Annotated in this window: 20 protein-coding genes and 1 pseudogene; 4 read left to right on the top strand and 17 right to left on the bottom strand. The window is 52.3% G+C overall.

Features of this window, described 5'->3' with window-relative positions; translation table 11 throughout:
* Positions 1 to 26 precede the first annotated feature (26 nt).
* The 4 genes from Q1B21_RS21570 to Q1B21_RS21555 all read right to left on the bottom strand — a co-directional run bounded on the left by Q1B21_RS21570 (position 27) and on the right by Q1B21_RS21555 (position 4266).
* Positions 27 to 596 carry a hypothetical protein gene (locus Q1B21_RS21570; RefSeq protein ID WP_299893044.1) on the bottom strand — a complete coding sequence of 190 codons (570 nt, stop codon included), beginning with the start codon at positions 594 to 596 and terminating at the stop codon, positions 27 to 29.
* Positions 586 to 1059 (bottom strand): hypothetical protein, encoded by a 474-nt coding sequence (locus tag Q1B21_RS21565; protein WP_299893043.1) that lies wholly within the window; start codon positions 1057 to 1059, stop codon positions 586 to 588. Before Q1B21_RS21565 ends, Q1B21_RS21570 begins: the two co-directional genes overlap by 11 nt.
* 630 nt (positions 1060 to 1689) lie before the next feature.
* The gene (locus tag Q1B21_RS21560) at positions 1690 to 3405 is read right to left on the bottom strand and encodes a primase-helicase family protein (RefSeq protein WP_299893041.1); all 1716 of its coding nucleotides are present in this window, start codon (positions 3403 to 3405) and stop codon (positions 1690 to 1692) included.
* 609 nt (positions 3406 to 4014) lie between these two features.
* Complete coding sequence (locus Q1B21_RS21555; protein ID WP_299893039.1) at positions 4015 to 4266, bottom strand: helix-turn-helix domain-containing protein; 252 nt, start codon at positions 4264 to 4266, stop codon at positions 4015 to 4017.
* Between the two features lie 353 nt (positions 4267 to 4619).
* Between Q1B21_RS21555 and Q1B21_RS21550 the strand changes: the two genes are divergently transcribed.
* Complete coding sequence (locus Q1B21_RS21550) at positions 4620 to 5615, top strand: hypothetical protein (protein WP_299893037.1); 996 nt, start codon at positions 4620 to 4622, stop codon at positions 5613 to 5615.
* 136 nt (positions 5616 to 5751) lie between these two features.
* On the opposite strand, the gene Q1B21_RS21545 is transcribed toward Q1B21_RS21550, so the two are convergent.
* The 8 genes and pseudogenes from Q1B21_RS21545 to rfbC all read right to left on the bottom strand — a co-directional run bounded on the left by Q1B21_RS21545 (position 5752) and on the right by rfbC (position 13298).
* Positions 5752 to 6681 (bottom strand): hypothetical protein, encoded by a 930-nt coding sequence (locus Q1B21_RS21545; protein ID WP_299893035.1) that lies wholly within the window; start codon positions 6679 to 6681, stop codon positions 5752 to 5754.
* A 106-nt stretch (positions 6682 to 6787) separates the two neighbouring features.
* Positions 6788 to 7921 (bottom strand): hypothetical protein, encoded by a 1134-nt coding sequence (locus Q1B21_RS21540; RefSeq protein ID WP_299893033.1) that lies wholly within the window; start codon positions 7919 to 7921, stop codon positions 6788 to 6790.
* 261 nt (positions 7922 to 8182) lie between these two features.
* Positions 8183 to 9331 carry a tyrosine-type recombinase/integrase gene (locus Q1B21_RS21535; RefSeq protein WP_299893032.1) on the bottom strand — a complete coding sequence of 383 codons (1149 nt, stop codon included), beginning with the start codon at positions 9329 to 9331 and terminating at the stop codon, positions 8183 to 8185.
* A 224-nt stretch (positions 9332 to 9555) separates the two neighbouring features.
* A pseudogene (locus Q1B21_RS21530) lies at positions 9556 to 9714 on the bottom strand (IS3 family transposase); the annotation flags it as partial.
* A gap of 229 nt (positions 9715 to 9943) precedes the next feature.
* Positions 9944 to 10813: a glucose-1-phosphate thymidylyltransferase RfbA gene (gene rfbA, locus Q1B21_RS21525; protein WP_299893029.1), complete on the bottom strand. Its 870-nt coding sequence runs from the start codon at positions 10811 to 10813 to the stop codon at positions 9944 to 9946.
* A gap of 3 nt (positions 10814 to 10816) precedes the next feature.
* Complete coding sequence (rfbD, locus tag Q1B21_RS21520) at positions 10817 to 11695, bottom strand: dTDP-4-dehydrorhamnose reductase (RefSeq protein ID WP_299893028.1); 879 nt, start codon at positions 11693 to 11695, stop codon at positions 10817 to 10819.
* Complete coding sequence (gene rfbB, locus Q1B21_RS21515; protein WP_299893026.1) at positions 11692 to 12732, bottom strand: dTDP-glucose 4,6-dehydratase; 1041 nt, start codon at positions 12730 to 12732, stop codon at positions 11692 to 11694. Before rfbB ends, rfbD begins: the two co-directional genes overlap by 4 nt.
* Positions 12729 to 13298 carry a dTDP-4-dehydrorhamnose 3,5-epimerase gene (rfbC, locus tag Q1B21_RS21510; RefSeq protein WP_299893025.1) on the bottom strand — a complete coding sequence of 190 codons (570 nt, stop codon included), beginning with the start codon at positions 13296 to 13298 and terminating at the stop codon, positions 12729 to 12731. The genes rfbB and rfbC overlap by 4 nt, the downstream gene beginning before the upstream one ends.
* A 419-nt stretch (positions 13299 to 13717) precedes the next feature.
* Between rfbC and Q1B21_RS21505 the strand changes: the two genes are divergently transcribed.
* Entirely contained in the window at positions 13718 to 15541 is a 1824-nt protein-coding gene (locus Q1B21_RS21505; RefSeq protein WP_299893023.1) for a hypothetical protein, read from the top strand.
* A gap of 37 nt (positions 15542 to 15578) precedes the next feature.
* On the top strand, positions 15579 to 16316 hold the full coding sequence (locus Q1B21_RS21500; RefSeq protein ID WP_299893022.1) for a hypothetical protein: 738 nt from the start codon (positions 15579 to 15581) through the stop codon (positions 16314 to 16316).
* A gap of 12 nt (positions 16317 to 16328) precedes the next feature.
* Here Q1B21_RS21500 and Q1B21_RS21495 read toward each other — a convergent pair whose 3' ends face one another.
* From Q1B21_RS21495 to Q1B21_RS21485, 3 genes are all read right to left on the bottom strand, one after another.
* On the bottom strand, positions 16329 to 18716 hold the full coding sequence (locus tag Q1B21_RS21495) for a hypothetical protein (protein WP_299893020.1): 2388 nt from the start codon (positions 18714 to 18716) through the stop codon (positions 16329 to 16331).
* A gap of 139 nt (positions 18717 to 18855) precedes the next feature.
* Complete coding sequence (locus Q1B21_RS21490; protein ID WP_299893018.1) at positions 18856 to 19341, bottom strand: YHS domain-containing (seleno)protein; 486 nt, start codon at positions 19339 to 19341, stop codon at positions 18856 to 18858.
* Positions 19342 to 19944: 603 nt separating this feature from the next.
* Positions 19945 to 20181, bottom strand: coding sequence for a uracil-DNA glycosylase family protein (locus tag Q1B21_RS21485; protein WP_299893016.1), 237 nt, complete (start codon positions 20179 to 20181; stop codon positions 19945 to 19947).
* Positions 20182 to 20315: 134 nt separating this feature from the next.
* On the opposite strand from Q1B21_RS21485, the gene Q1B21_RS21480 reads away from it, so the two are divergent.
* A complete protein-coding gene (locus tag Q1B21_RS21480) occupies positions 20316 to 21335 on the top strand; it encodes an IS110 family transposase (RefSeq protein ID WP_299893014.1) in 1020 nt (339 codons plus the stop codon).
* A gap of 530 nt (positions 21336 to 21865) precedes the next feature.
* On the opposite strand, the gene Q1B21_RS21475 is transcribed toward Q1B21_RS21480, so the two are convergent.
* Positions 21866 to 22234 (bottom strand): hypothetical protein, encoded by a 369-nt coding sequence (locus tag Q1B21_RS21475; protein ID WP_299893012.1) that lies wholly within the window; start codon positions 22232 to 22234, stop codon positions 21866 to 21868.
* 112 nt (positions 22235 to 22346) lie between these two features.
* Positions 22347 to 23303 (bottom strand): AraC family transcriptional regulator, encoded by a 957-nt coding sequence (locus Q1B21_RS21470; RefSeq protein ID WP_299893010.1) that lies wholly within the window; start codon positions 23301 to 23303, stop codon positions 22347 to 22349.
* Positions 23304 to 23710: the final 407 nt, after the last annotated feature.

Genomic DNA, 23710 nt, shown 5'->3' with positions numbered 1-23710 from the left:
CAGTTCGACCCGAGCAGCCGATTGCTTCAGGAAGCGAACACGGGTGTCCTGGCAATACGCTCACAGATGGCGCGCCGCTGGCTGGACGAGAGGCGATGATCGCTAGCTATACGTCGAACGGCCTGCTCACGCTGGGTCTCATCTGCGAACCGAGCAGCACAACATCCAACGGCAGCGCCGTCGTCGGTCCGAGTCGTCGTGGTGGTCAGTAGCGGAGAGGGTGCGCTGTCAAGCCAGGCGTCGTCGGCCAGTGCCTCGACGACCATCCAATCCGGTGGCTCGACGAACTCGACGGAGATGACCGGGTGGACCTCGGGGGACGAGAGCACCGGCGTGTCCGTCACGTGTTCCAGCAGGCGGCGGCGATCAGCTACGGTAAGCGAGCCATCGGCGGCAAGGCGACGGGCCTGACACAGTCGCGCCGCCGCATCACGGTAGGGCAACCTGGGTTCGGATCCGTCGATCTCCTCGAACAGGTGCTGAGCGTCCGCTGCAGCCCTGCAGGTAAGACCTTCGTCGGTAAGCAGCACCGTACCGTCGACGAACAGCACCTCGACCGATACCGCAGGTCCCTGTTCTGCGACTCTATTCGTCATCGATGCCAAGGTCCTCGTATTCGGCGAGTATCGCATCCACGTCTATCGGGGCACCCGAGACCAGCTTGGGCGCGGACGGGGCCACGACGTTGTTCTGGATGGCGACCGTCGCCGCCTCGTTCACGCCGCTTATCCTCAGGCCGATGAGGCGCACCGCAATCCTCGGGTCCACGTTCGAACAGTCGAAACGCATCACCGGCTCGAAGTCCTCGTCAAGTTCTGCCTCGCCCGTGTCCGGGTCTGTGGCAGGGACCCAGCGGCCTGTACCCATGTGGAGCGCAGTGGCAATGACCCTCTGCGTCAGCGTCTCCTCGAAGGTGTCGATGGCCTCGTCCCACTTGGCTGCAAATTCGGGGTCACGTCGCCGCCGCTCGTAGAGGGAGCGCCGCGCCATGCCGGAGACGTTCGCAGCGTAGGTGACCTGGCCGAACTCTGACAGCGCCGACAGGAATCGCTCGTCCACGTCCGAAGGTATCTCGGAGCGCGTTCGGTACCGGCTCGGTGCATCGGCTCTTGCTGCGGGCCTGATCTGTATTGCTGCATTCCCCATAATTCACCTGTTTCGGGCCCATGGCAGGGCCTAGAAATTGACCACATGCAGGGCCTTGTTTCGGTTGGACTTTTCGGTGCCCCAAGCGGAACGAGGGATCCGGTGTCCTTAGGTCCTCGGCGAAATAAATATGGCCGGTTCGTCTCAACCGCCTCGAACAGATATGCCAAGTGTTCCGGGCCGACGATGCCAACGTTGCACAATGGATGTGAGGTTCCAGAGCAGCCACAGCTTTTCCAGTTGCTGAAACCCACCCAATCACTCGTCCAGCATTCGACCGCTGATCCACTCTAGGCTATTGAAATTATTAAAATAAATGTGTCTTTGAGTAACCTGAGTAAGTCGAGTAACCAACTTCGGAAATCAAATAGAAGATAGGTTGGATACATTTGACCTGATTGAGCACCGGTGAATGCCAAACTCGGCTGTTGCAATGCTATCCGAAATAAAACTCAATTACTCAGGTTGCTCAATGGATGTGCCTGTTTTTGGGTTTCCGTAGGTCTTCAGTACTGTTCGTGAGCGACATCCGACCTATGAAACTCAAGTGTCATCGCCCCAGCCTTCGGTATCACCAAAAGGCTCCCATTCAATAGTTCCAGTTCCCAGGAGGTCTTCAAAGTCCTTCCTGGCCTGAGCCAGTGTCGGCAGTATCCAGCCACGACGTCTTTCGGGGCCCGCGCCCACATTTCCGTCGATCTGATACTTAAATTTTTCTTTCAGCCATCTTCCGATTGCCGACTTATCGGGAATGTGCACTCGATATGGCTGCTGTTGATGGTATGAACGAATGTCGACTTCAAGCTCGTCCTTTATTGACGGAGACACCTCGCCGATTGCTGAGGGCCAGCCCGGAATTCGAAGCCGATCGAGCCCTCCCCGCTGAAGTACCGACTCCCACCAGCCGAGCATTGGATCTTGCTGGGCGGTCAAGGCGCGCTGCCGCCTTAGGGCATCCGTAACGGGAATGTGTTCATCCGCTCGCCATCCATTAACGTCTACACGCATCAGTTTGGACATCATGCCTGCCAGGATAGAGCGCTTCACACGCCCTTGGCCCTCGAGAATACGACCGAATCCTATCCGGGACTTGAACTCCGACACGGCTTCTGGCTCGGGTGAGAAGACTGCATAACGTCGATCTCCAAACTCTACGGGCGCCGCCCAATCGTTGTTTGTCGCCATAACGATGTGAAGATGATTGTTTACCTCGAATGAATCGACACCCTTTGGTTCACACATAAAGGTCGGCTCCGTGATCAGCGCTTTTAACGCATTCTCTGCCTTTTTGTCTCCTGACCAGTATGCCTCATCGACGAACAGTCCGATCGTCTCTGCAAGATGCTTATTGAATTTACCCGTGAGCTGCTCCGGCTGGGTCAACTGCTTTCCGTGTGGTGCGACAAGGCCGACGAGGGCGCGACCGAGCGTACCTTTGCCCGAGCCCTTTGGGCCTGGAATCGAAAGTACGACTCCTGCTGGTTCACTGGGGTACTGAACCATCTTGGCCGCCCACCTGATGATGAAATCATACTGCTCCTTGTGGCCACCACAAATGACATCTCGAATGAGGTGATCCAACGGTGACCAATCTTCCAACGGATCGGGCTCGACAGCGAAGCCCCTGAACAAATTGAAGGTACGGTTGTCACCGACGCCTTCGTGAAGGCTGTGATTGGGATCAAATGTTAGGTGCCGGTAGTGACGACGCTCCGAGTGCGTTAACCAAGCAGTACCGATACCAACAAGTTTGGACTTCCCGTCTGACTCAGGAACTTCTACCCTCTTTCTATCGAGGTCTTTTTTGATAGCGCCTTCGGTAAAGAATTTGACTTCCCGATGGCCCGTGGTTGGATTCAACTGTTCTCGGCCCACCGAGTATCCACCGTCTTTGGTTATCGTGAAGTACTCACGGTTAGTTCTCTCAATGACGGCCTCAAGTGTTGAGGCCTCCTCGGCAATCTCTCGATTGAGTACATCCAGATAGTCTTCTCTCGTTATCGCTGCCCAAGCCTCGAAGCGTTCAGCGAAGCTTTGAAATTTGGAAACGAAAGTCGTGACAACGTCGGGATGGTTCTCAACGGGCCCTAACTCAAAATCAAACGCAAGATCGCGATATATCTCGGCTTCAGTAAGCGCCAATTGCTCCAGAGAGAGGCCTTCTATGCCATCATCCCACCATTCGTTGATTTCTTCGGCTGACGGGCCCTCTCCAGCCATCTCAACACGCGAAAAATAGGCGAAAAAATCCTGAACCATGAAACGTGCAGCCGGAACTCCAGCGCAAGCGTCTCGAAGCGAGTGAACCAAAACTGAAAACTCGTGACGCGCAGGCGAGCAAATACTCAGAAAGTCAACGACTGCATCAGGCGAATAGCTGCGCGGCCTCATTTTGCTCGCCCCCCCGACCTAGCTTGAATGGCAAGGGAAAGCCATCTGGGGTGTTGGCAGATCAGACCTTTCTGAATAATGGAGAAGTGCGGGAAATCGCTGGTTCGCTCCTCACTTGCGGCCCTGATCAATAGAGTGTTTCTTGGTTTGGCAACGGCTGGACCTGCATTGCTCAAATCGCCCCATAACCCGCCCAACAAGGGTTCTTTGATTAGTGCCTTTGTGGCATTATTTATCTCAAGCATCGACTTTTCCCTCGGTGTGGATTTCAGCAACTTTCTGACCCGCATCGTCCGCGAAAGTCTGTGCGGGTCAGCCATGTCCGAACCGGTCTCGGCAGAATCATTGATCAACCGTGTCAATCCCCCAGTAAACTATTAGTTGCCGGGCAACCGCAGAGGTCTGTCGGATTGCGGTTCTGAATTAAGTCAATTGTCCTTCGAAGAATTCTTGCTCTGCCTACTAGTGGTCGGGGTGCTATCGATGCGTCCCATGGCGGTGCTCGTCCATGAATGAGCGCAAGTCAGAAACCGAGTACATCACCCGGCGTCCGACACGGTGAACCGCAGGCCCCCGTTCTTCCATGCGCCATTTGTCCAGGGTCTGGCGGCTAATCCCAATGAAGTCGGCCGCAGCCTTAATGTTAAGATACTCATGCCTTGGCGAGCCTGTCTTGTCGGCTGAAAGCAATTCTTCTATTCGCTCGAGCCGTTTAAAAATCTGTTCCATCTTCGCTTCCCATAGGTATGCAGGTCAGTATCATAATGGATCAACTGCTGTGCTCCGTTAACCGTTGCTTCCGCCTATTGTGACCTTATTTGTTCAATGAATAACGAGCGGGGAATCATTTATACCCGCTTGCTTGCGCGCGCTATTCGAATTCAGTTTGGTCCTACATTATTCATGCGCCAAATAACTGATCTTTTCCTGCAGCATTTTTTCATCTAGGAGAAAAATAATTCACTTGTTCACAACCCTGTCATCTGCTGCAAGACTTGACCTAAACACTGATTCGAGCGAAAATATCCATGGAAATTTAGTTCAAGCTAATAGATTACATCAATCGTATTGGAGGCGTTGAGATGGACGCATGCTCTAAAGAAGCAGGGGAATTTGAAACTGGGCTAGAGGTTTTTGGAGCCAACGTAGAAAATCGGATCGGCGAGAAAACCAAGGAATTTGAAGAAACCACAGGAGAAAAGCAAAAGGAATTTGACGACGCCTTTGCTGAGTTCAAGTTTGAAGTGAAATGGGAACCAACCAGCATATTAATTCCAGAGTTCAAGGTAGGTTTTGTTGATAGGAAGTTATCGCTGAGCATTCCCGAAGTAACCATGAAGGATCGGAGAATTGTTTTTGAGACTCCCTCGGTTCGGATGGAGCGTAAGAAGATCGGTCAGAAGCCAGAGACAATCTGCGAACCGACGTGGATAAAGACGAAAATTCCCTTTAACGGCACCGTAAAGACCAAAGGGCCTCCAAAATGTACTGTGAAGTGGACGGATATTTTCGCGGATGTCCCCGTGCCGTACATGGAGAAACACGAAGTGGTATTCAAGGTTCCTGAATTCACAATGGGTAAACAAGAAATTGTCCTTAAACTGCCGGAGTTCAAGATATCGCAACGCGAAGCAAAGCTGCATTTGCCACAGTTCAAATTGATTGAAGCATACATAAATCAAGAAGATGAAAAGAGACGTGCTGCGCAAGCGCAAGAGGAATTCGCACATCTTTCAGCAGAAATGCAATCTGAAATCGAGCTAATTAGGGAAGAGGAAAAACAAAAAGTTGTTCCCAAAGTTTCCGCATATTTTGATTGTCTTAGGGGTTCTTTGAACAGCAGTAAACAGAGTGCGATCTCAAGCTTCGATGCGGCAATAAACCAGATTCAAAGCGCTATTGTGGCAATGGAGGCGCAAGGAGCCTCAGAAACGCCTGAAATAAGTGAATTACGCCGCCAGCTAAGTGAGACGAAGCAACACAAAATAGAAGTGAATGAACAATTCGAAACTCAACTCGAAGAGCTGTTTGATACCGAGAAGAACGTCATAGAAAGTTTGGGAACAGATTCTGCGTAAATCACTGTAAAGTCTTGCTAGCTTTATCACTGTGAATGGTAATGAGCGAGTAAACACTCAAGTGTATGCTGTTCCTGTGTTGACATCTAGTTCGTTCAAGTTGTTTGGCGCGATATGATCCTACAATATTGGGAAATTACCAAGATCCGTATAATTTGAGACCATAGAGAGTTTCCGGCGGTGGCGCCACGTCGTGTCCACCAATCGGGCCACCTGTGAAGATGCGATTGAACTCCTTTTCGTTGAGCGCAACAAGTCTGTCTTTGTCGGATTCGATTAGATCGGGCGAAGTGTATATCGCGACGCGCAGAGCTTGTTTTGCCTCTTCGGCGTTTTTGCGTTTGCCTGACTTCATTTCGTCGCGGAAGTTTGTATAGGCTGAGGCGAGCTCGGGAATTTCGCCGTAATCGGCTTTCTCCGGCGTAGCCCGCAGTGAAAGAACGCAGTAGCCGTCCTTGAGAGGTTTCCCCTTTACTAGCAGTTGTCGATCAGCAGGATCTAACGTCACGTCGGCAGGGGCGATTTGTCCACGTTTGCAGGCTACTATGGCGATATACTCGCTTTGAACGAGTGTGAGATCCGCGTCAAGCGCGACCTCTATGGCGACATTTTGCGTCTGCCCAGCAATCAGATCCAATCCTTCTGTGATGAGTGGTAAGAATGGTTTGATTTTGCCCACGAAGGAGATACCGCCTGCTTCAGAGACGCGAGTGACATAATCAAGTATCGGCGACATCAAATTCACTGATTTGACAGAAAAGAGACCCAACTCTAGCCCCAAGGTGCCTCCACGCCAGGGTACTGCGCCCAAGAGCTTGTTTTCGACTGTAATCACTCGATCAAGGTTCTTAGGGTCCAGTTCAGCAAGCTTACCAGGTTTTGTAACCGAGGCCATTTCTGCAGTAGCTTCTCCGGCGCGCGCAAAAGAGATAAAGCTGTAGATCATCCCATTGAATTGAGTAGCAAAACGTCGCCCTTCGGCCAAACGCATACTCTCCACGAAGACTTCGATGTAAGTTTCGTCTGGTTTAATTTCTAACCCTGCGATCCCTGAGTCGGGATCCACCAAATTCCTTAGGATAGTGTAGTCGGTTGGTGGGGCGGACCTAATCTTCCTCAGCAAACTAGTAATGAATCCCATGTAGTAGTCCCTTTCAAAAGAGCGGCACAGTCTAAAGCGGAGATAGGTTGAGGGCGGCGAGAGCGTTGTCGGCCCAAATCCACTCAGTGAATTCTGGGTATTGGCCTGGCTTGGTATTGCGAAGTGCAAAGCCGACAACCTCATTACCCTCCAGCAGCGCGCAACCGCTGTCACCAGCGTTAGCCTTCATTTCGGTTCGCAACGTGAGTCGATTCAAGGGGTCTCGGCTGAGCAGCCCCGGAGAGACAGTCACAAGCAGTGCGCTTTCCTTTCCGGTCACAGCACCTTCAAATTCGAGAAGCCCCTGATGGCGTGGGCCGTAGCCCTTCATGACCAAGCGCGAAACAGTGTTGGGACGATTGCCGTTGATCGGAATGAAAGCAATGTCTTGAACCTGACTGACGGGACCTACGATTTCGTTGTGCCCATCCACATCGACAACGTCGCCTGTATTGCCCGCGACATGCCAAGCAGTGGTCACGCCTATCACGCCCTGATTGTCTTCGCAAACGATGCCGACGGTACCGGGCATTTTGCCGGTGATTTTTAGAGACGGATCGGGTAGGCAAATGTCCTCCATCTCGGGATTTCGAGTCATAACGACTTCGGGGCGGCATATTGCAAAGAGCTGGGCCAAACCGTCAAGCCCACCGCTAAGGAAGCTCATCAAAACAATATGTAACTCGTAACTGACGCGATCCGCCAAACGCACGGCGGCCTCAAGCAATTCCTCGGTAGGTATTTCAAGCTCATCTGTGACTACCCGGGTTTCATTGACGTCCTCCATCCCTGGGTTCATCACTATGAATAGCGGCGGATTGTCGAGGTCGCCATGGGTGACCTGCACCAACTCGCTAGGGAAGCGTTTGTCGCGCAACAGCGCCTCGGCGATAATCTCGACCGAAAGAGTGCGGCAGCGTTCTAACGTTTTCTCTTCGTTGCCGACCAGATTTGAGGCTCTTTCACCAAAAGGTAGCGAGAACATGCGCGAAATGGAGTTTTCGCCTTTAGCATTCAGAAAATCTGGCAGAAAAAAAGGCTCTGTCCCCGGACCATCAAATGACAAAGAGGAGATAGTTTCACTGCTAGGAAAAAGCGTTCTAACGCCAGCGGCACCAAATGTGTTCACTTGATCTGCTGGCCGATTTTTCAGCGCGTAGTCCAATGCTTCCGTTAAGGTTCTAACCACCACATCCGCTCATCAGTTTTATTGAATAACAAAAATCAAAATTCGTTGAGGCCTTGGCATTCCTTGTAGAGGATGCCCGTTTCTGCTTCAGTTTTCAAGTTTGGCTTGGACCGGGTAAATCAAATGCTCAATCAGCGACGTATTAAAGAATTTGTCGGTTAGCCTTGAACCAAGCAAAGTCAACTAGTGGCGAGTTGAAGGGCAATTCGTGGGAAATTTGAGTTAGGCCCTCTCATTCTATCGTTGCCCGAAATTTAATTGGCGATACGAATTCAAACGAGAACACACCCGTTCCTGGCACTCCCGGAGATGACCTATCAAGTGCGCTCGGGTTACGTAGCTGAATGATACATGGGTATTGGCGTGGTCCATCAACATCGTAACTGATTGAAAATCCACACCAGCCTCTAATGCATGTGTCCGATAAGTATGACGCATCTGATGCGGCGCGTAGGGAAAAGACTTAATTCGAACCATCTGCTCAATGTGCCCTGACTTAGCTGTGGTTGACGGAAAGATGAAGGGACTCTCAAAAGGTTTGGTCAGGTCTTGCACCTCACCGAGTTCTTGGATCATGAGGCGTGGCAAAGGCAGGTGAAAACTACGTCCCGACTTAGCTCGCGGGATAAACAAGACTCCATCGTCGTCGAGATGTTCCCACCTCGCCGAGCGAGCGTTCGTGGACCTAAGGCCCGTGGTCAGCATCAGCAGCCAGCAGGCGCGACGGACCCGGTCTTCCATCGAGTCGAGCCTTCGCCAAAGCAGGGGCATATCATCGGGGCCAACTGCCCAGTCACGCGCCCGCTCTTTGTTCATGCGTACGCCGCGCGTCACTGGGTTTGGCGGAAGATCGTGCGTTCTGGCGACGTCGTTCAGAAGCAGTTTGAGAACGCGCATGGCTCCGTTCGCACAGTAGGGGCCAGAATTCTTGGTCAGCCGCTCATGGAGGGACCTTACAGCTTCGCGGTCGATCCGATCTACCGGCAGCTTGCGAAGGGAGCTCAGCGATCCGTTCACCTTCTGACGGTACCACGAGGCCGTACGTTCACTCAGATCGGGCCGTCCTTCTAGATATCGTTCAAGGGCATCCGCGATGGTCGGCACCGCGACCTTCTTGGTCCTCGGGTCATCACCGCGCCGCAACGCCAGCCGGAGCTCAGCCGAGCGCTCCCTAGCACCGCGCAGCGACACCTCATCCGTCCTGCCGATCATGATGGACACGTAGCGGTCGGTACCGTCGTTGATGCGCCCGACGTGCTTGTAGGATATACTGCGCTTGCCCACGACGAGGCGCAGGCCCTTCGCCTCGCTGTCGTAGATCTGAGCGCTAGTTGGATGATCCTCGGCCAGCCCATATACTATTGCCTGTGTGAGTTTCGTGGTCATCTTTGATCGCCTCCGTAGGCCATGTTTCAGGCCATGTTTCAGTTAGGTCCTGAGAAGTCTCAGGATGTGCTTTGAGACGATGATGTCTTGTTTTCTTGGCCCTGCGGACCCTCAATAGGTGCTATTGGACCACAAAATATCGCAGGCACAGTAACTTAAAATCTCTGGGCCGGAAGGCCGTGCCGGTTCGAGTCCGGCCGCGGGTACCAAATTTTAGTATTTATTTTCAACAGAATGCGGGTCTTGAGGGTTTGGCGCCAGCGCTTGCTCTTGCACAGGGGCTGCGGATGATATGGCATGTCTCGGATATGCTGATCTTCCGGCCATTCAGCAAGACCAGCAGAGATTTAGCTTGACCCGTTGTCGCGATGCAGACGCGGCTTGGGCGCATCGCTGCCCGTGCCGATAAATCCACTTGGTCTTCGCTTCGTTGACCCAAATAAGACCGCCGATAAAGGCTGTTATTATGTATTCATGTCTCATGACATGATCCGTAACACGCAGACATAAAGCAGTACGGTCAGGCCAGAGACCCTCCGGCCTAGAACTGGCTCGTGCTCAAAAAGGGTGCGAATATGGTCTTAAGCCCTGCTATTTAAAGCCGGACCAAACTCAGTCATTTAGGAGCGAAGCCAAATACGTGCCATAGGTTGATTTTGCAAACATTTGCGCGCGCTTCTCAAGGGCGGCATCATCAATCCACCCGTTACTCCATGCGATTTCGTCTAGGCTGCCAGTCTGCATTCCCTGACGTTCGGTCAAGGTACGTACAAAGCTTCCCGCCTCAAGCAGGGTGCCGTGTGTTCCGGTATCCAGCCATGCAAAGCCCCGGCCCATGGTTTGAACATCGAGCAGATTTTCATCCAAGTACATCTGCAATAGTGACGTGATCTCAAGCTCACCTCGTGCCGACGGTTTGATTTGCTTGGCCCGCGCCGGTGCATCGCCATCTAAGAAATAGAGACCGGTGACCGCATAGTTTGACGGCGGATCTTTCGGTTTCTCAATGATCTCCCGAACCTTTTTTCCTTCAAAGGCCACAACCCCATAACGTTCAGGATCGGCGACGCGATAGGCAAAAACCGTCCCACCCCGCTTGTTCGCGTCTGCATCGGCCAATAGGCTCGGCAGCCCGTGGCCGAAGAAAACGTTGTCCCCTAGGATCATTGCCGAAGGCGCACCGGCAAGGAAATCCTCTGCCAGCGTATAGGCTTGGGCCAGCCCATCAGGAGAATCTTGCACGATCCATGTCAGGCTCAACCCATATTGGCTTCCGTCACCAAAAAGGCGAATGAACTGTTCCTGATCCTGTGGCGTTGTGATGATCGCAACCTCACGGATTTGCGCCAGCATCAGGACGCTTAGTGGGTAGAATATCATCGGTTTGTCGTAGACCGGCAGCAACTGTTTCGAAATCGCCATCGTAATCGGGTAGAGGCGCGTCCCCGAGCCGCCGGCAAGAATAATTCCCTTACGTTCCATGTTTTAACCTTTCGAAGATGGCGCTTTGACCTGACCTAACTGAGAAAGCACGTCGGCCAACCCCGCTTTCCAGTCAGGCCGCGGAAGACCATGAATTTTCTCAAGCCGTGAGCAATCCAGGCGTGAATTCCTGGGTCGCGCGGCTGGCGTAGGATAAGCGCTGGTGGGAATGTCCTCGACATGGGTCGCAAGGCCCGCCTGTAAAAAAATCTCGCGCGCGAAATCGGCCCAACTTGCATCTGGAGTTCCGGCGTAATGAAACAAGCCCCCTTCAACCCAGGACCCGTTCTGGGCCATCGTCAGAAGCGTCGAAGCAATATCCGCCGCCGGTGTAGGACCGCCGACCTGATCCGCAACGATGCTCAGTTGGTCTCGGCTTTCTGCCAGTCGCAGCATGGTTTTTACAAAGTTGTTTCCATGCGCCGAGAAGACCCAGCTTGTCCGCAGGATCGCATGCCAACCGCCAGCTTCAGCAACCTGATGCTCGCCATCCAGCTTGGTGTTTCCATAAACACCTAACGGACCCGTCGGATCTTCTGTCGTTCTTTGCATATCGCCCGATCCGTCAAAGACATAATCCGTCGATACATGAAGAAATGGTATGCCACGAGCCGCCGCTGCGCGCGCCATCGCCCCGGGAGCGTCAGCGTTTATCAACCGGGCAAGGTCGCTTTCGTCTTCGGCCTTGTCGACGGCGGTGTACGCGGCGGCATTGATAACCACGTCTGAGTCGGATTCATACACGCGTTCAGCACACATTGCCGCATTCGCTAGGTCGGCTTCTGTACGGCCCAGCGCTTCTATGGCAATACCGCGAACTGCTGCTTGTCTTTGCAATTCCGTGGCGACCTGCCCGCTGCGACCAAAGACAAGTATCTTCATCTATCTACACCCAGGCGCTCTCCGACACCGTCACGCGCCAACAGCGCATTCAGCCATGACTCATTGTCCAGATACCATTGAACTGTCTGTTCCAAGCCGGTCTTCGGAGTATGCTTTGGGCGCCATCCCAGATCTTCAACGATCCGCGTTGGATCAATTGCATAGCGCTGGTCGTGTCCGGGGCGGTCCATGACGAAGGTCATCTGTTCTGCATAGGAGCTTTCCGTTGGTCGCAGCCGGTCCAGAATGCCGCAGAGCATCTTCACCAAGTCGAGGTTCGTCATCTCATTTTCGCCGCCGATGTTGTAGCATGATCCGGCAGCGGCCTTTTCCAGAACCAGCAGCAGCGCCTCAGCATGATCTTCGACATGCAGCCAATCGCGAATGTTGTCGCCTGTTCCATAGATCGGAATAGGTTGTCCTGAAAGTGCTTTAAGGATTACCACCGGTATCAGTTTCTCGGGAAACTGGTATGGTCCGTAGTTGTTTGAACAATTGGTCAAAACAACAGGCAACCCATAGGTTTCTTGCCAGGCACGGACAAGATGGTCCGAACTGGCTTTCGACGCCGAATAAGGCGAATTTGGCTTATACGGGCTTTCTTCTGTGAAGAAGCCGGTCTCACCCAATGATCCGAAAACTTCATCGGTCGAGATATGGTGAAAGCGAAAGTCGGTGGGTTTGCCTGCTTCGGTCCAATAGGCGCGTGCTGCTTCAAGCAGAACATACGTGCCTGTCACATTGGTTTCGATAAAGGCAGCGGGGCCATCGATCGACCGGTCAACATGGCTTTCAGCCGCGAGATGCATGATTGCCTCGGGCTTGTGGGTTCTCAGTACGCGTGCCATCGCTTCCGCGTCCCGAATGTCGGCTTGTTCAAAGGCATAACCCGGCGCGTCTGAGACCGAGGCGACATTGTCGAGGCAGGCCGCGTAGGTGAGTGAATCCACGTTCACTACTGAATGGCCTTGAGCGATGGCGCGACGAACGACGGCTGAACCAATAAAGCCCGCGCCTCCGGTAACCATAAGTTTCATGTTACGTCCTCAAACGTGAAAGGAGTGTCGAGTTCTGATAGGAGTGGCGCAATGAGGTCCTTGTCCGACAGTTTTTTTTCTATCTCTTTCAACGGCCAATCGATACCGACTTCTGGATCATCCCAGCGCAGCGCGCCTTCGGTTTCGGGCGCGTAAGTATCGGAGCATTTGTATACGATTTCTGTATCAGGCTCCAACGTCATGAAACCATGGGCAAACCCAGCAGGAACCAGAAGCATGAGACCATTTTCAAAACTCAACTCCGCGCCGACCCACTGACCAAAGGTCGGAGATCCCTTGCGAATGTCCACCACGACATCAAACAGTCTTCCGCGGCCACAACGCACAAGCTTCACCTGCGCCCTAGGAGGTGCCTGAAAGTGCAGGCCTCGGACTGTTCCAACCTCGCTTGATAGGGAATGATTATCCTGGACAAAGATAGTTTCGATTCCGGCAGCGAAAAACTGATCACAATTATATGTTTCTTCGAAAAACCCCCGGTGGTCGCCAAAACGCCTAGGTGCAATCAGCTTTACCTCTGGTGTGGAGAGGGATGTAAATTCCATAGTAAGCAATACCTATCTGTGCAAACCCACTGCGCAAGCTGGGATAAGAATGGGCTAACGTAATCGCCAGCGCTCCTCAACATCCAAAATAGGCTTTGGTTCGCATATTTGTCCAAAGCCCGGTTTGGCCATCGGCAACACCCCGCCCAAGTTCGAAGTTAACTTTCCCGGCCCAGTCGCAAGCATTCGAATCCCAACGAATTGGAGCTTTTTGAACGTGCCCGAGTTTCTGAGATTGTGGTTTTGTCAGTTTGATGTAGCAAGTTTTTTAGGAAGAAAGCTGTTGCCCGTAGACGAAAACAATAGTGCATACGCACTGATGAGCACGAGGCCTTGATTTCAGTGTCACCGCTGGTCGTTGTCTGTTTGTCTTGGTAAAGGTGAACTGAATCTGAATTACATCTCACGCTGGGGGATCCATGCCTTCACCAGAACACAACAAAGCCGAAATCGTTCGGCGCACCGGGCATACCCTTTCCACAATATCTCGCCTGATTGATAACCACGACATCATCTCGTTTGACGTGTTCGGAACGCTGTTAGCGCGTTACGCGCTGAGCGTGGTAGATGTTTATGGGTACTTGGAAAAACAGTTTGATGTCGTGGGTTTTTGTTCAGCCCGACAGAAAGCTGAACAGCTTGCTCGGCGTCGGTTTGGGTCCGACGAAGCCCCTGAGGTTAGCTTAGAAGAGATTTACGAAGTACTTTCGGTTCTCTTTCCGGGCCACGGAGTGAAACCAGGCGATGAACTACTCGCCGAAGAAAAGTTCAGCTATGCGGATTCTGCCATAGTATTGATTCTTGAGATAGCTCGGCAAAAAGACAAACGAGTGATTGGTCTGAGCGACTCATACTTGAGCAAGATCCAGACCACCCGCCTGCTTAAGGCGAACGGGATTGAACTGGATGAACAGTATACCTCCTGTGATTATCGCCGTGAGGGGCTTGGAAAATTTAATGGGCGTATTTTTTCGTTCATGACCAAAGAGGAAGGCACCGCGCCGCACCGTGTTCTCCATTTTGGTGCTGACCTGGTCGCGGATGTCGAAAATGCGCTCGCATGCGATATCCTCGCCGTACACGTGAAACCGCTCCCGGACTGCCTGCAGCAAGACGATATCCCATTCAGCAACACTGGTATCGGAGAGGACAGCTTAACCACAAGCCTGATCCGGGGTCATATCGCCGCCCGCCTTCCACATGTCGATCCAGAGGAAGCTGATCTTTACACTTATGGCTTCAATATGGGCGGACCCTTGTTACTTGGTTTTTGCAACTACATCTCAGAATGTGCGAACCAAGACGATGTCGATCGGATATTGTTACCTCAACGTGCCGGGTACATCATCGAACGGGCTATCGACATCCTTCAACTTCCGGTTCCCGAAGTATCGATTCTAGAGGTAACCGGCTTCAGTCACGAAGCGCTCTTAGAAGCACCAACGGCAGATCACGCACAACTCAGGGACAACATAAATAGCTGGTTTGATCAGGATCATCAAAGTGTCGCCATCGTGGATGTCGATTGGGACCTGAACGCTTCCAACGTGTTCGAAAAGTTGATCAGCGAACGTGTGCACGGATATCGCCTGGGGATAAAAACCAATACGAGCGCTACAAGAGAGGCTTCAGGTTACTTGTTTGGCGGGCCGATGACAGCCGACTACGAAGCGACACTCGTGCAATGCGCCGAGTTGGTTGAATTGTTATTCTCACGGCCAACTTCCGGAATTTTCACAGTAAGGACAGAGACGGGCGAACTCGCGCCTGCCAATGTAAACGTCATCTCGGCTGTGCAGATTAGAAATCTTGCGATGCAGACCGTTCAACGCGGTGCTCTGGACTTTCTTAGTTTAGTGTACTCTAGGGTGGATGCCCTGGATGCCGAGGAATTGGCAGACTATAACCGGCTTTGTTTTTCCCGCCTGATATCAGCTCCTACAAAACGAGAGTATAGTGCTTTCGAAGGTGTGCCGCATTCTCTGCACCCGGACCTTGGCACTTGGAGAAGTATCGGCCATTTCTGGAACGCCGATAGGACATCAGACCAGTCGCTCGCTGACCTTCAGAACAATCATCTGCAGCAGCTACGGAACTATGACCTACTTCTTCCAGACGCCGTAAAGCGTTTATCACTGCGCGATGATATCGACCAGATGGATTGGCGTCGTACGATGTTTCGCCACCCCATGAAAGTGTCTTACTGGAACTCAATCCGGCGCTACTTGCGACGGAAAAACTGACTGAGGCCCGCAAATGAATAGCTCGAATAGAGATCCATTGCAGATCTTCGTTCCGTATGTGAATGAAAAAATGGCGACCGACCTGTTTGAAAAGAACTCGAATTTGTCTAGGCAGAGCATTCACCTCATCGACAATCGCGGCCGGGCCGCCGGATTGCCGATAATCTACAACGAAATTATTGAAAAGCACCTGGACGAAGACGCGTGGCTCTTCTTTGTTCACGAGGACTTCGAAGTGCAGGGTGAATTGTTCAGCACCGAAAACCTGGCAAAAGAAGCTGTGTACGGCACTTTCGGCGTCAAAATGGACGGCCACCAACCAAATGGGATTGGTCGGCACCGATGTAGCGAAAAAAATGGTTCAAAAGCTCTATATGTCGGTCTTCCTGTAACTGCTCCGACTTGGGTCGAAACACTGGATTGCGTGGCCATTCTACTTCACACGCAACTTCTGCGGGACAGGCCAGGTCTGCGGTTTGATGAGAACCTGACATTCGATCTCTATGCGGAAGACCTCTGTATCAATGCTCAGGAGAACTTCGGTATCCCAGTCTTAGTTGTTCCGCTGGAATTCCAGCACTACTCAAAAGGATTTGTCACCGAGAGGTATTGGCGCGGAATAAAACATCTCGGCGAGAAGTACCCAGATGTCGGCGTTCCAGGAAGTTGCTCATTTATTGGGGGAAAAGCGCCGGAATTGGAGCAGCACTTTACCTATGACATTCCGGCCAACACAAAGAAACGTCGTGACCGTGAAATCAGAGCGGCCCGCTGAATGTTGCTGCAACTATAGTTTGATCTTCTTTCTTTTGCGCAAAACGAACTTTAGCCAAGCGAATGCTATAGGATTTAGCTGCGCGCCATAAGCGGCGCGCCAGCGACTGTTCTTTGCATTGCGGTAGTGCGTATTCAGCTCACCAATTCGTGTCAGGCTTTCACCAGCTGAATCGCCGACACCCGCAAAAACCCTGACATTCTTGAAGCGGATGGCGTCCTGACGATGCGGCTTGCTCAAGAATTGCCGCATGTCCAGCTCATCCTTTGGATCTGTATACTTGGCCAATGAATCCGTTGGGATGGCTTGCAAAACGGATGATATTGCACGCAACGCGGCATCTTGAATACGCGCGGCGCGCTGAAGGTTTTGGGCCTCTGAGTCGCTTACATCCGACAATTCCCAAGACATTTCGCCGGCTTCGTCTTCGCGAATTCGCAACAAACTTCCATGGTCTGCCGAGCAAATAAACTCAACAATATCTCGAAATTCATCGAACCAAGGTTGCTTAAAGACTGGCAACCCATTGGATGTTGCGTAGCTTTCATATTCGAGACCATTACGTTGAAGTATCGATGTCGCATGCTTGCTTGTTCCGAAATACAGCCCAAAGATATGTGCATCTTTGTCGACAATCTCGCACATTGCACGCTGAAGACTGCCGCGCCAGCCGACATCAAATGTCGCAGTCTTGGTGCCCGCGGGAAAGGCAGTACGATAGTATCTGGTCAGCACGGATCTCTCGTGTTCGAAAGATCGATAGAAGGTATCAGGGTTTTCTTTTAGCAGGCCTAGCGCTGCTTTTCTTCCTTTTCGCGAGAGCTCTTCGGTGCCAACAAAGCCATGACTGTCAAACAGCGCCTGAAGTTTTGGTCCCCCAGATATCTTCTTAATGAACTCGTTTATTGTGTCAGACCCCTCCAAAGTGGCGTGGAACATCCCACCCATGGTTTCGGAGTCCAGCACCGTAAAGGGTAAGGTTAGCAGCCGCCGCGAAGCCGCTACATACTGGGTTTCATATCCGTCCGGCCACAATAGTTCAAAAGCCGCTTTAGGAAACATGCCGTCGCGCGCAAGAAATGCGATTCGTGAAATGTTTCTCTTGTCCAGTTCCTGTTTCGTCCAAATCAACAGAGACGTGATTAACGGCGCGACCATGAGAGCGCCGAACGCCTCAAAATACTGGTCTTCGGACAAAGCACGGAAGTCCAGCTTGTCGGAATCGTAGTGGTGTGTTTCCAGGAAGTTCGCCGCAAAGATTTGCAATATCGGGCGCGTTCCCGCCAGCAGTTTAGTATGGCGCTTTGGTTTGGGAGATCTTGAGGGAACGTCTTTACTGGCCGGAACCAAGTGAGACTGCAAGCCAACATTGACAGCCATTTTACCGTCGGCATGCCGATTGTCACCGATATGCAGAATTTTTTCATTCGGTACGTCGAAATGCGCGGCTACGTCGTCGAACAGACTTCCCGTGTGCTTGGTTTTACCCTGTTCATTGGAGACGAAGACACGTTCCCAGCCGGTTATTCCTTTTGCCCGCAAAACCCGTTCAAGAAAATCCTGCGGCAGGTACATGTCCGAAGTAATGACATATCGTTTGTTCGTTTCCTGTACGTGCGCAACCAACTTGCGGCCAAAGCTCGTCGCATGAAGCAAGTCCATTTCAGTTTCAAGTTCGAGCCGCTTGATTTGTTCAGCTTGTTGATGACTGCAATTCGTCAACTGCCGGAAACAATTGTAAATCTCATCGAGCGAAACATCTTCGCGCTTCTTATTGGAGGCGTCCTCCCGCGCTAAATTTTCGGCCGCTACACGGTAGTCTTTAAAGAACTCAGTTACCTGTTTTACCGGATCCTGCATTGACATGAAACTGAATGCGTCGACAGGAGATTTACAGTGCCGAAACAGTACCGTGTCAAAAATATCGACAGATAGGAAATCGTATGTTCCGATCTTTGCAAACGCCTGGTCACTAGGAGACACGTTGATAGCCTTGTGCATTTTGCTTTTGAATGCCCTGTCCCACGCGGTTTGCGTTTGCCTGCCATGATGCTCGTTCCAGAGATCGTCAAAAGCCTTTAACAATTTCTGGGGGCAATGCCAAGTTTCTGAACCAGTGTTGGGATGTTCTGCGTCTGCCAGGTCATGGTTCTGCTTCGTTTTCAGGTTTTGGAACCAATCGCGGCGTGAGCTAAGGGAGATTTGTCTCATCTTGTTGGTATGGTTAGAAGCCCAACTCAGTAGCCCTTCAATTGCTCTCAAAGCCCAGCCGACAGCCGCCGCATAGCGCGATTCTGACGAAATGGGCTGTCCCCGACCTTCGCGGCACGATCCCGAACGGCCGGTCTGGGATGAGCTGCTGTTCGCCGCGCCTCCGACAAACTCACGACGCGCGGACATTTCTGCCACTCGTCAAAGCCCTCGTAATGTCTCCTTTGATAAACGATGCTCGAATTTCCTCGGAACCCTACTCCTCGTCAGGGGCGACAAAATTGCCGCCCCTGACGAGTGCATTGACCTTTGAGAGATCACGGACGGTTCAGAGATCGCCAACAGGGGTGCTGCGGATATCTTTCCAGTTTGCCGCCGCTTTGGCGATTGTACCGGAGCGATCCTTGTCGAACGCATCATAGATTTCTCGGTTCAAGAAAACGTAGAGCTTGTCGTTGATCACCGCGTGGTATTCTGGATCGCCGTCGAACTTTTTCCCAACCGATACGCCATAGGTGCAAAACCCTCCATTTTGCGGCAGATAAGCGGCAGGTTCGGCCTCAAAGGCCTTCAGGTTCGTTTCATTGGTGAAGTAGTACGCAACACCGTCATGAACCGAGGCAAAAGCTGCGGAGCCTTCAACCGGGTTTGCGCTCGCAATAAACTCAACTGGATCTACGCCATGCAGACCCAGCGGAGCTCCTGCGGCTGTGATACCTATGGAGACATTGTTTTCATCGGCAGCCATTGCGGCAGGCGCCGTTAATGCGATTCCAGCCATGACGGCAGCGGCAACTACGAGGTTCTTGATCATTGGTCATTCCTTTGACTGTGATTTTGGGAGGCTCGATTATCGAAACACTTAGCCCGTGCCACTTGACATACTATTTTGGCTTTTTAGATCAATGAAACCGACTAATACTTGTACGACATGATAATAACTTCGAACGATCTAAGATTTAAATGCGGAGATGTGGTTACAAACCGAAAGGTGGCAGAATTTCCGCAAAGGCCCGACACGAGTTCAAAACAGACTTGGATGTTCTTGTGGGGCTGATCAAATGACCTAGACCAGCTGTTGCACGCGTTCTCGCGAAACCGGAGTGATACCTTGCTCGAACCACGGGTTGTACTTGAGCCATCGGTTGTTCCTGGGACTTGGTGCGACAGGATCATCTGCTGCGACCAAAACATCTTTCCAGGACCGCACTGCCGCGGTCACCGTAGTGCCGCCTAACACGGGCAAATGCCAGTCGAGGGCGTAGCGCCCAATGATCAACGTCAGTTCTAGCGAACTCAGGCTTTCCAAAATGCGATTGCGCCAAGCCGAAGCACTTTCAGCGCGCGGAGACAGGTCGCCGGCTTTGCCTGTCCTAGGAAAACAGAAACCTATTGGAACAATCGCCACTTTTTCACTTTAATAGAAAACGTCGCGCTCAACCCCCAACCAAGATCTCAGGCGATCTCCGGATGGGTCATCAAACAGGATGCCCTTGGTACGCGTGATACGTCGTGGTGCCTGACCGACAATCAACAGTTTGGCTATCGAGCTGAAATGGACAATTGGACAGGGGCCCAATGGCAAATCCGCGCACAAATTGCAGGCGCGGATGTCTTTGAGCAGCATTCTCGCGTGTTCGGTGCTTTCACTCATCTGGGTGAGTTCTGAAACGATCTGTTTTGTCCAAGCAACTTGGTCATTGCGGATGAGGTGGATGGCTCCTGCTCCGCCAGCATCGAACGTGCCAAAGTGCAGTTGTCATCGACTGCTAGGAAAGGAGCCACCCAATGACAGTAAAGACCGTGGGCCTTGATTTGGCCAAGGACGTTTTTCAAGTGCACTGTGTTTCAGCCACCGGACGCCGGATCATCAACAAGAAGATCAAGCGCGCGAAGTTACTGGCGTTCTTCGAAACGCTGTCGAGATGTGTTGTCGGCATGGAAGCGTGCGGTTCGGCGCATCACTGGGCACGCGAGCTGCGCAAACTTGGCCACGATGTTCGCCTGATGCCAGCGGCCTATGTTAAACCCTACGTGAAGCGCGGAAAGACCGATGCTGCAGATGCGGAAGCAGTATGCGAGGCAGCGCGCCGGCCGACAATGCGCTTTGTCGAAATCAAGACCGAAGACCAACAGGCAGTACTGGCCATCCATCGAGCGCGGGATCTGGTCGTTAGGCAGCGCACCCAGGTCGTCAATATGATCCGCAGCATCCTCCGGGAATTTGGACATATCCTGCCGACGGGTATCGAGGCTGTTTCTAAGTTCGCTCGGGAACACGGCACCGAAGACCAGTTGGAAATGCCCGAGATCGCGGACGGCATTCTTGGTGTGATGTGTCATCAACTGAACGGGCTCAATGCGCGGATTGATGGGCTGACCAAACTGATCGAACAACATGCATGGCTGGAAGCCGATGCACGTAGGTTGATGCGCATGCCGGGGATCGGACCGATCACCGCGTCGGCCGTTGTCGCCACCATTGGCGATGCAAAACAGTTCGAGACTGGTCGCGATTTAGCCGCCTGGTTGGGCCTGACACCGCTGAACAAATCCAGCGGCGGTCGAGAGCGCCTTGGGCGGATCACGAAGAAGGGTGACCGTTACATCCGAAAACTGCTGATCATCGGAATGACGTCGCGCGCGCTCATGGCCAAGAACAGCCCAGAGAAAGCCGACACCTGGACTGCGAAGCTTCTAGACGAAAAGCCCTTCCGACTGGCGACAGTCGCCATGGCCAACAAATCCGCTCGGATCATCTCGGCGCTACTGACGAAACAGCAGGAATACCGGCAGCCGATCGCTTGATCCTGCCGAGAGATGCAAGACGAGTGATGTGATGATGCGAAACGAAGTCAACCAAGAGCAAGGACACTCCGACCAATGTCGCGGCCCCCGAGGTCGTTTAGCCGATAGGAACCTTGCTCGCAGAACTCATCAGGGCCAGTGGCAACCGCCACGAAAACAGGCCGGACACACGACTGTACTGACAAACCATCGCAGCCTCAGAAATCGCTTGCAATGCAGGAGCCATCCACACAGGACATTGAGAACAACCTGACGGTTTCCAAATAGATGGACGACCTGGTCAGCGGCCACGTCGCCTTCGAGTTTTTGCGATTTCAGCGGCGTCGCAGCAGTCTTGGTGACCGCCTCCAGCAAATCTGAGATGATATCCTCGGCGCGCGCAACCGTCGTGCGGTACATGACAACAACAAACGCATGGATCTGGATATGTCTCCAACAACGAGCACCACTTGCAGACAATGCATAAGAGTTTCCTGACCAATGCGGTACCAATTGGCCGGCACCCGATGCACCGGCCATGTGGGTTTAGGTTAGGCTGAAAGGGCCTCTGATTCCGGTTTATGCAAGCCGACGACCATCAGAACCGTCACGCCAAGCGCCATGTAGTACCAATAGTCAAGTCCGGTGAAGCCGAGCACAACTGGCGCTAAAACAAAAACCACACCGACCATACCATCCACGATCAGGTGCAGGCGGTAGGGCAAAACGCGAAACACACCTAAGTGGTGATCGGTAAGTATGGTAAGTAGAAATGCCGCAACCCCTGTGACGACGGACAACCAAAGCGCAAGCGGGTTACTTGCACCCAGCCCAAACAGAAACGGCATGATGATCAACCCGAGCGCCACGGGATAGTCGAGATAGGCGTGAATGGATTTTGTAACGAAACTTGGGAACATGGCTTTCTCTTTCCTTTTTTGCTGGCCGTGCAAAACAGCACCGATAGGATGAAAGTAGGTGCAAGGAATGCGCAGAACCATATTCGTGCGTTCGCATTATAACGCAGATCGTTCAGATTTTCGAATTACTGGATACTAAAGATCTTTTGAAACCAACGGGCGTCAAACCTGTTTCTTTTTTGAATACGCGCACGAAGGCTGAATCTGAAGCGTACCCTGCCGCCTCAGCAGCATCCCTCAGCGTATTCAAAGGGTTCATCAACAGTCTCTTGGCGATTTCGATACGCCATCCCGTGACATATTCCATCGGAGTCATTGCCATCTTCTTTTGGAACAAAACGGCGAAGCTCGTTCGAGACATCCCAGCGGCTTGGGCTAATGACTCCACAGTCCACGTTTTGTTAGGCTCTTTATGAAACGCGTCCAGCGCCCGTCGTAAGTTGTTGTCAGCAAATCCGCCAAGCCCCCATTCCGGCGCATCATTGCTTTCAACAAAGCTGCGAATCGCTTGTGCGAGAATTGCTTCTGACATCTTCAGGGCGATCAAGTCGCCACCCATCCGTTGCCCTCCTGCCTCGTCGCCAATGACGCGAAGTGTGGCTTCCATCCACTTACCTGCGTGTTCGCCGTAGTTCTTGAGATGAATAAAGGGTGGCAATCTCTCTAGTAAGATGTGCTTTGAGTGAGGTTCAAAAGAGAAATGACCGCAGATCAGTTGTGTCTCGCTTTGCGGTTCCTCACCGCCATAGACGAGAACGCCAGAACCTTCATAGCCTGACTTTTCCAAAACCGTATCCAACGGCATGATTGTACTCTCGTGCAAGTGCCCACAGTAAAGATCGTGCGACGTTCCGTGCGGAATGATGATCAGATCGCCTTGCGCCAGCGACACAGGTTCCTCCACCCCATCGACCAATACAAGGCACCCTCCACGATGTGCAAAATGAAACCGCGCAACGTTCTTGAAGCTGGGAACGGCCACACCCCAAGGTTTGGTGAACGACGTACGGAAATAGAGTGAACCGCGCAACGAAAGACTGGTCAGAATATCACTGAGAAGATCAAGCATAATTCAGAAATACACCATTATTCCCTGCTGTACAGATCGTTGAACGATCTGTACAAAATTTCGAATTTTCGCGCATATATCGGATGTCTAGGATAGGCACATTGCTCCAATAGAAATCTATCAGGGAGGCCTCAGGCAAACATGCTCAGATCCGCGGTCGCCATGGCAGCGGCACTCCTCGGCACTCAGATAGTAACGCCTCATCCCCTTTGGTCAAAGCTGGAAAGAATTCTGGCTTGATAGAATAGATGCACGAGAATTCAGTATTTGAAGAAGGCCTTTATGGTGTCTTGGTCGCATATAGGACGCAGTCACGGTCTGGATTGAGTTCTAGGGTCAGGACTCATAGCCAGTAAATTACGAGCGCCGCGAGAGCGATTGCTGAGAGGAAGACCTTCGGGCATCGG

The organism is uncultured Ruegeria sp. (genome assembly GCF_947504215.1).
GTDB lineage: Bacteria > Pseudomonadota > Alphaproteobacteria > Rhodobacterales > Rhodobacteraceae > Ruegeria.
This window is presented reverse-complemented; position numbering and strand designations above follow the sequence as displayed.